The sequence below is a fragment of the Paraburkholderia sp. BR14320 genome, assembly GCF_040948665.1.
Lineage (GTDB): Bacteria > Pseudomonadota > Gammaproteobacteria > Burkholderiales > Burkholderiaceae > Paraburkholderia > Paraburkholderia youngii.
Genome location: NZ_JBFPKG010000067.1, coordinates 25,037 through 32,983, shown reverse-complemented (window position 1 = coordinate 32,983; position 7,947 = coordinate 25,037). Strand labels below are relative to the sequence as shown.

The following is a 7,947-nucleotide window of genomic DNA, read 5'->3' as shown; positions in this document are numbered from 1 at the left end:
TCAGGCGCTCGCGCGGCAAATCGCGGCGCAGGGCGCGATTCTGTCGGAGTGGCCGCTCGGCACGCCGGCGCGCGCCGCCAACTTCCCGCAGCGCAACCGGCTGATCGCCGGGCTCGTCAGCGGAGTCGTGATCGTCGAGGCAGCTATGCGCTCCGGTTCGCTGATTACCGCGCGCCTTGCCAACGAGATGGGCCGCGACGTGTTCGCGTTGCCCGGATCGATTTACGCGCCGTTGTCGCGCGGCTGTCATCGAATGATCAAGCAGGGGGCGCGGCTCGTGGAAACGCCGGACGAGGTGCTGGAAGAACTGGGTTTTGTCCGACGGACGGCGAGCAACGCGGGACGCGCGGCGAAGCAGGCCGTTCCGCCGGATCGGGCGCGTTCGCGCGTTTCGTCGAGCGGGACCGCTTTGCAAGCTGCGAGCGCCGCCTTCGCCCAGACACGGTCGTCCGAGCCGGGACCACTGCCGGAGCTCGCGCCCGACTCCCAACGTCTGCTCGCCGCGCTGGGCCATTCACCGACCACGCTTGAAATTCTCGCCGCCCGCACCGAGATGGAGGACGCGGCCCTGCACGCCGCCCTGCTCCGGCTCGAACTCGCCGGCGAGGTCACGCTGCTGCCCGGCGGCCGCTTCATGCGAGCCCATCATGACTGAGCCGAGACTGACCGGCATCAACGCGGATTGGCAACTTTTCGCGAGCGGCCATGCTACATTCGCGCCAAAGCATCCGACAAAGCACACAAGGAAATCACTTCATGCCCGCGCTGAACCTCGACACCGACCAGGACCGGATCGCCGAGCGCGTCAACGAACCCGACACACTGTTCGTTGCATGCCTGTGCGCGGAGTGGTGCGGAACGTGTCGCGAGTACCGGGACGCCTTCAACCAGCTGGCCGAGCGGCACCCGGAAGTCTGTTTCGCATGGATCGACATCGAAACTCATGCAGATCGGTTCGACGATCTGGACGTCGAGAATTTCCCGACCGTCCTGATCGAAGACTCGGTGACGACACGGTTTTTCGGTACGGTTTTGCCACAGGTGTCGATCGTCGAGCGGATGCTGTCGGATCTGACCGCACTGCCCGGCGTGACCGGTGCGCCGAAGCTGCGGCCGGCGCTGGCGGTCGCCTGAAGGCGGCTTCGCGCGCCGCACGGCCAGACGGAAAGCCTCGCGAAGCGCGGCTTGCGGCACGGGCCGTCGCCGACCATTTCTGGGACAGCATCGCCGCTGGCATCGCTGTCCGCACGCGGCGTTTGCCGCAGTTGATCAACCGCCGGACGCGCAATTATGATTGCGCGCTTTTATCGCACTTGACCCGTTGGGTTCGCGCCTTGTGCTATAAAGCGGTCGTTATTGGGTCGAAAGAGGTCTCAAGCGAGCGTCGCGCGCCATGTTGGCGCTCAAGGCCACCAACCCGGATCTACCAACCTCACATCGAGTCATGTCCAAAGCACTGATCATCGCCGAAAAGCCTTCTGTCGCGAACGACATCGCGCGCGCTTTGGGCGGCTTTACCAAGCATGACGAGTACTACGAAAGCGACGACTACGTTCTTTCGTCGGCAGTGGGCCATCTGCTGGAAATCGCCGCGCCCGACGAATACGAAGTCAAGCGCGGCAAGTGGAGCTTTGCCAACCTACCCGTCATTCCTCCACATTTCGATCTGAATCCGATCGCGAAGAGCGAGTCGCGCCTGAAGGTGCTGACCAAGCTGATGAAGCGCAAGGATATCGACCGTCTGATCAACGCATGCGACGCGGGGCGCGAGGGCGAGCTGATTTTCCGCCTGATTGCGCAGCACGCGAAAGCCAAACAGCCAGTGCAACGGCTGTGGCTGCAATCGATGACGGCCGGCTCGATCCGCGAGGGTTTCGCACGCCTGCGCAGCGACGAAGAGATGCAGCCGCTCGCCGACGCGGCGCGCTGCCGCTCGGAAGCGGACTGGCTCGTCGGCATCAACGGCACCCGCGCGATGACCGCGTTCAACAGCAAGGGCGGCGGCTTTTTCCTGACCACGGTCGGGCGCGTGCAGACGCCGACGCTGTCGATCGTCGTCGAGCGAGAAGAGAAGATTCGACGCTTCGTGCCGCGCGATTACTGGGAAGTGAAGGCGGAGTTCGTCTGTGCGGCCGGCTTTTACGAAGGCCGCTGGTTCGACCCGAAATTCAAGCGCGACGAGTTCGATCCGGAAAAGCGCGATTCGCGCCTCTGGTCGCTGCCCGCGGCAGAGACGATCGTCGCGGCCTGCCGTGGCCAGATGGGCGTGGTGACCGAGGAGTCGAAACCGTCGACGCAGCTGTCGCCTGCCCTCTTCGACCTGACCAGCCTGCAGCGTGAAGCCAACGGCCGCTTCGGCTTTTCGGCGAAGAATACGCTGGGCCTCGCTCAGGCGCTGTACGAAAAGCACAAGGTGCTCACCTATCCGCGAACCGACGCGCGCGCGCTGCCGGAAGACTACCTGGACACCGTCAAGCAGACGCTCGGCATGCTCAAGGAGAGCAACAACTACCTGCCGTTCGCAAAACAGGTGCTCGACAAGGGCTGGGTGAAGCCGAACAAGCGCATCTTCGACAACTCGAAGATCAGCGACCACTTCGCCATCATCCCGACGCTGCAGGCGCCGAAGAATCTGTCCGAGCCGGAACAGAAGCTCTATGACCTCGTCGTCAAACGCTTCCTCGCGGTGTTCTTCCCGGCCGCCGAATACCGTGTGACGACGCGCATCACCGAGGTGGTCGGCCATCACTTCAAGACCGAAGGCAAGGTGCTCGTCGAGCCGGGCTGGCTGCAGGTCTACGGCCGCGAAACCAGCGGCGAAGATGCGAACCTCGTGCCGGTGCAGAAGGACGAAAAGGTCAAGACCGACAAGATCGCCGCGCAGCAACTGGTCACCAAGCCGCCCGCACGCTACAACGAAGCGACGCTGCTGTCGGCGATGGAAGGCGCGGGCAAGCTCGTCGAAGACGACGAATTGCGCGAAGCGATGGCTGCCAAGGGGCTTGGCACGCCGGCGACGCGCGCGGCAATCATCGAAGGTCTGTTGACCGAAAAGTACCTGATCCGCGAAGGCCGCGATCTGATTCCGGCCGCCAAGGCCTTCCAGCTGATGACGCTGCTGCGAGGCCTCGGCGTGAAGGAGCTGACCGCGCCGGAGCTGACCGGGGAATGGGAATACAAGCTGTCGCAGATGGAGCGTGGCAACCTTCCGCGCGACGCGTTCATGCAGGAAATCGCGCGCATGACGCAAACCATCGTCAAACGCGCGAAGGAATACGATTCGGATACGATCCCGGGCGATTACGCGACGTTGCAGACGCCTTGCCCGAATTGCGGTGGCCAGGTGAAGGAAAACTACCGGCGCTTCGCGTGCTCGAAGTGCGAGTTCTCGATCTCGAAGATTCCGGGCGGCCGTCAGTTCGAAATCGCCGAAGTCGAGGAACTGCTGCAGAACAAGACGATCGGACCGCTGTCTGGCTTCCGCAGCAAGATGGGTCGGCCGTTCTCGGCGATCCTGAAACTGTCCCTCGACGACGAGATCAAGAATTACAAGCTCGAGTTCGACTTTGGCCAGGACGCTGCCGGCGAAGACGGTGAACCGCCCGACTTCTCCGATCAGCAGCCGGTCGGCGCGTGTCCGAAGTGTCAGGGCCGCGTGTTCGAGCACGGCATGAGCTACGTCTGCGAAAACTCGGTGGCGAGCCCGAAGTCGTGCGACTTCCGCTCCGGCAAGGTGATCCTGCAGCAGGAAATCGCCCGCGAGCAGATGGCCAAGCTGCTCGAGGAAGGGCGCACCGATCTGCTGACGAACTTCAAGTCGTCGCGTACCGGCCGCAACTTCAAGGCGTTCCTCGTCAAGCAGAACGACGGCAAGATCGGCTTCGAATTCGAGAAGAAGGAGCCGGCGGCGGCGAAGACCGCGGCGGCGAAGACTTCAGGTGCTCGCTCGGCGGCGAAGGCGATGCCGGAAGCGGACGAAGGCGATACCGCGGTGGCAGTGAAGGCCGAGCCGGCGGAAAAGAAGGTGGCGGCGAAGAAGGCGCCCGCCGCCAAGACCGCGGCGGCCAAGAAGGCACCGGCGAAAAAGACCGCGGCGCGAAAAATCGGCTAATAAGGCGGGGATTCGGATCGGCGGCTCGCGGGGGTAGCGGAAATAGCTTCATTCCGCCGCCGGGGTCGACAATCCGTGCATAGCCCGCGGTTTGCTCCGCATCCGCATCTGTCCATAGAAAAAGGCGCAGTCACTTCAGGTGACTGCGCCTTTTTATTTTTATTGTCCGCCCGCATCGCTGCGGGCTTGGACATTCAGCGATTTACAACGGCGACAAGGCCGTCGGGCGACTGCGGTTAGACGACTTCGTCATCGGCTTCGGCACGGCAGGCGACAGCTCGCTATCGAGCAGCCGCGACAGCGGTTCCGCGCCATCGAACGCTTCCGGGGCGCGGGACTCGGCAGTCTCGAACGCGGCCGACGTCGCCGGGCGCTCCAGACCGTCCTTGATCCACTGTTCGCCGAGCACGCTGTTCGGCGTCTGGCTGAAGTGCTCGACCAGATGGTCGATGAACGTGCGCACCTTGGCCGGCAGGTGACGGCGGCTCGGGTATGCAATGTTGATCTCGACTTGCGGCAAACGGTAATCGCCGAGCAAACGCACGAGCCGGCCACGCGTCATGTCGCGACCGATCAGATAGCTCGGCAGAATCGCGATGCCCATGCCCAGCAACGCAAACTGCCGCAGCATTTCAGTGTTGTTCGCGACGATCACGTTCGACGGCCGCACGCGCACCTCGCCTTCCGGCCCCGTGAACACGCGTTCATCGCCCCAGTATTCGGACGGCAGGCTCAGGCACGGGTGTTCGAGCAGGTGCTCCGGACGCGTCGGCGTGCCATGCTTTTCCAGATACGCCGGCGTCGCGCAGACGGTCATACAGCCCGTGGTCAAACGCCGCGTGACGATGCTCGCGCTGCGCATTTGCCGCGCGATCACGATGCCGACATCGAAGCCTTCCTCGACGAGATCGACCTGACGATCGACCAGCGTCACGTCGGGAATGACTTTCGGATAGCGCTCCGCGTACGTTTGCAGCACGGGCGCGAGGTTGTGCAGCCCGAACACGACGGGCGCGACGATGCGCAGCGTGCCGACGGGTTCGTGATTGCGAGCGACCACCATCTGTTCGACGTCTTCCAGTTCGTCGAGAATCTGACGGGCGCGCTCGAGATAGACCTGGCCGGATTCGGTCAGCGACAAGCTGCGGGTCGTGCGATTGAGCAGCCGCGTACCGAGACGGCCTTCGAGGTCGGCAACATGACGGGTGGCAACCGCGTTGGAAATATCCATCGCGCTCGCGGCGCGGGCAAAACTGCCGAGATCCGCCACCTTGACGAAAACTCGCATCGACTGCAAATGATCCATAGAGCAACTCCCTGCCTTGTTACTGCTTCCTGACAATTGGTGAAAACCAGTGAAGCGAACTTGGAATTCTCCTACGACTCGCAATATCGTGCAGAAGTTGCCCGCAAAACAGGAAATATTGTCAATTTTGGTACGACTGCGCCGATAAAACCGGGCCGGACCAGCGATTGTTCCCAAACCGAAAACAATCTGCTGCGCTGCAGCTTGCACTGTCTTTTTTGTTCGAACAGATGCAACGGTCGTTCCGGCGTTGCGGAAATCGAAAGGATCGCAATTGGCGTGGCCCAAAAGAAAAAGCCGCTCAAGGGCGGCTTTTCATGCTGAGTGGGCACTCACATAGTCAAGTCGTGAGCTTTTCCTCGAGCGCCCGCTTGGCTTCGCTTAGCGCCGGCGGCAGACCGTGTTGCAGTGTGTCAAACAGCTTCGTGTGCAACACGAGCTCATCGCGCCATGCAGCGGCGTCCACGGAAATCACCTGCTCGAACTGTTCGCGGGTGAAGTTCAGACCGCTCCAGTCGATGTCCCCATAGTGCGGCGAAATGCCGAACGCATGCTCTTCGCCCTGCGCGGTGCCTTTGATACGACCGACCATCCAGCTCAGCACGCGCATGTTCTCGCCAAAGCCGGGCCACACGAACTTGCCGTCCGGACCCTTGCGGAACCAGTTGACGCAGAAGATTTTCGGCAGCTTCGCGCTCAACTGCTGCAGACGCTCGCCGGTCTTCAGCCAATGGCTGAAATAGTCGCTCATGTTGTAGCCGCAGAACGGCAGCATCGCGAACGGATCCCGGCGCACCACGCCCTGCTGGCCAGCGGCCGCGGCGGTGGTTTCGGAGCCCATCGTCGCGGCCATGTAGACGCCCTCGACCCAATTGCGCGCCTCGGTCACGAGCGGCACGGTGGTCGAGCGACGGCCGCCGAAGATGAACGCGTCGATGGCGACGCCGGCCGGGTTTTCCCAGTCCGCATCGATCGACGGGCACTGCGAAGCCGGCGCCGTGAAGCGCGCGTTCGGATGCGCCGCCTTGCGGCCGGTTTCCTTTGCGTCGGCCGGCGTCCAGTCCTTACCCTGCCAGTCGATCAGGTGCGCGGGCGGCTCGTCCGTCATGCCTTCCCACCAGACGTCGCCGTCGTCGGTCAGCGCGACGTTCGTGAAGATCACGTTTTCCTTCAACGTGGCGAGCGCGTTGTAGTTGGTCTTTTCGCTCGTGCCCGGCGCAACGCCGAAGTAGCCGGCTTCCGGATTGATCGCGTACAGGCGGCCGTCCTTGCCCGGCTTGATCCACGCGATATCGTCGCCGATCGTCGAAATTTTCCAGCCGTTCAGGCCGGCCGGCGGGATCAGCATCGCAAAGTTGGTCTTGCCGCACGCCGACGGGAACGCCGCCGCCACGTGATGCTTGCGCCCTTCGGGCGACGTGACGCCGAGGATCAGCATGTGTTCGGCGAGCCAGCCTTCGTCGCGGCCCATCGTCGATGCGATGCGCAGCGCGAAGCACTTCTTGCCGAGCAACGCGTTGCCGCCATAACCCGAGCCAAAGCTCCAGATCTCGCGCGATTCGGGGAAATGCACGATGTACTTGGTCTTGTTGCAAGGCCAAGACACGTCCTGCTCGCCCGCCGCAAGCGGTGCGCCGACCGAATGTACGCACGGCACGAACTGGCCGTCCTCGCCGAGCACGTCATACACCTTGCGGCCCATGCGCGTCATGATTCGCATGTTGGTCACGACGTACGGGCTGTCGCTCAACTCGACGCCGATGTGCGCGATCGGTGAGCCGAGCGGACCCATCGAAAACGGCACCACGTACATCGTGCGGCCGCGCATCGCGCCGTCGAACAGGCCGTCGAGCGTGGCGCGCATTTCGGCCGGAGCGATCCAGTTGTTGGTGGGGCCGGCGTCCTCGGCGCGCTGCGAGCAGATGAAGGTGCGATCTTCGACGCGCGCGACGTCGGACGGATCGGACCAGGCGAGATAGGAATTGGGACGCTTGGCGGGGTTGAGTTTCTTCAGGGTTCCGGCTTCAACCATCTGCGCGCACAGGCGGTCATATTCTTCCTGCGAGCCGTCGCACCAGACCACTTGGTCGGGCTTGGTCAGCGCTGCGACGCGCTGGACCCAGTCGATCAGCTTACGATGTTTGACCCATGTGGGCGCCTCGATAGTGGGGTGCCCTTCGAACGAGGGAAGATTCATCGACTTGTCTCCGTTTGAAGCAAAGAAAAACGGTACAAGCCCTGGGACGCTGCATGCGAGAGGCATTGAATTCATCACGCCGACGTGCCAACTTCCGACTGCCGGCGCATGATTGCGCAGATCGTCCCGGGCCACACAGCTTGCCAGGCGGAGGCCCTCTTTCTACAAGGCTTCTGCAACCTTGTGTAAAGCGGCTTGCCTCAACACGCAACAAACTGCTAAAAACGTTCTCAATTCGCCTTCACGTAGCGTTGCCGTTCTTTTTTAGTGCGGCAACTTCTACGGTAGGGCATCTAGCCAGACCAGCGTGTGACCTAAGTCACATGATGGGAC

6 protein-coding genes are annotated in these 7,947 nt (G+C 62.7%); 4 read left to right on the top strand and 2 right to left on the bottom strand.

The window, feature by feature from the left end:
- The 3 genes from AB3X89_RS35255 to AB3X89_RS35245 all read left to right on the top strand — a co-directional run.
- Nucleotides 1-655: DNA-processing protein DprA (locus AB3X89_RS35255; protein ID WP_368587357.1), on the top strand; the 655-nt coding region annotated here is incomplete at its 5' end.
- Between the two features lie 101 nt (nt 656-756).
- Nucleotides 757-1,134, top strand: coding sequence for a thioredoxin family protein (locus AB3X89_RS35250; protein WP_013088044.1), 378 nt, complete (start codon nt 757-759; stop codon nt 1,132-1,134).
- 310 nt (nt 1,135-1,444) lie between these two features.
- A complete protein-coding gene (locus tag AB3X89_RS35245; RefSeq protein ID WP_368587356.1) occupies nt 1,445-4,111 on the top strand; it encodes a DNA topoisomerase III in 2,667 nt (888 codons plus the stop codon).
- 202 nt (nt 4,112-4,313) lie between these two features.
- On the opposite strand, the gene AB3X89_RS35240 is transcribed toward AB3X89_RS35245, so the two are convergent.
- The gene (locus tag AB3X89_RS35240) at nt 4,314-5,417 is read right to left on the bottom strand and encodes a LysR family transcriptional regulator (RefSeq protein WP_368587355.1); all 1,104 of its coding nucleotides are present in this window, start codon (nt 5,415-5,417) and stop codon (nt 4,314-4,316) included.
- Nucleotides 5,418-5,456: 39 nt separating this feature from the next.
- Here AB3X89_RS35240 and AB3X89_RS35235 point away from each other — a divergent pair, with 39 nt between their 5' ends.
- Nucleotides 5,457-5,741 carry a hypothetical protein gene (locus AB3X89_RS35235; protein ID WP_368587354.1) on the top strand — a complete coding sequence of 95 codons (285 nt, stop codon included), beginning with the start codon at nt 5,457-5,459 and terminating at the stop codon, nt 5,739-5,741.
- Between the two features lie 16 nt (nt 5,742-5,757).
- Here the strand turns inward: AB3X89_RS35235 and AB3X89_RS35230 are convergent, their stop codons facing one another.
- Entirely contained in the window at nt 5,758-7,614 is a 1,857-nt protein-coding gene (locus tag AB3X89_RS35230; RefSeq protein WP_368587353.1) for a phosphoenolpyruvate carboxykinase (GTP), read from the bottom strand.
- Nucleotides 7,615-7,947 lie beyond the last annotated feature (333 nt).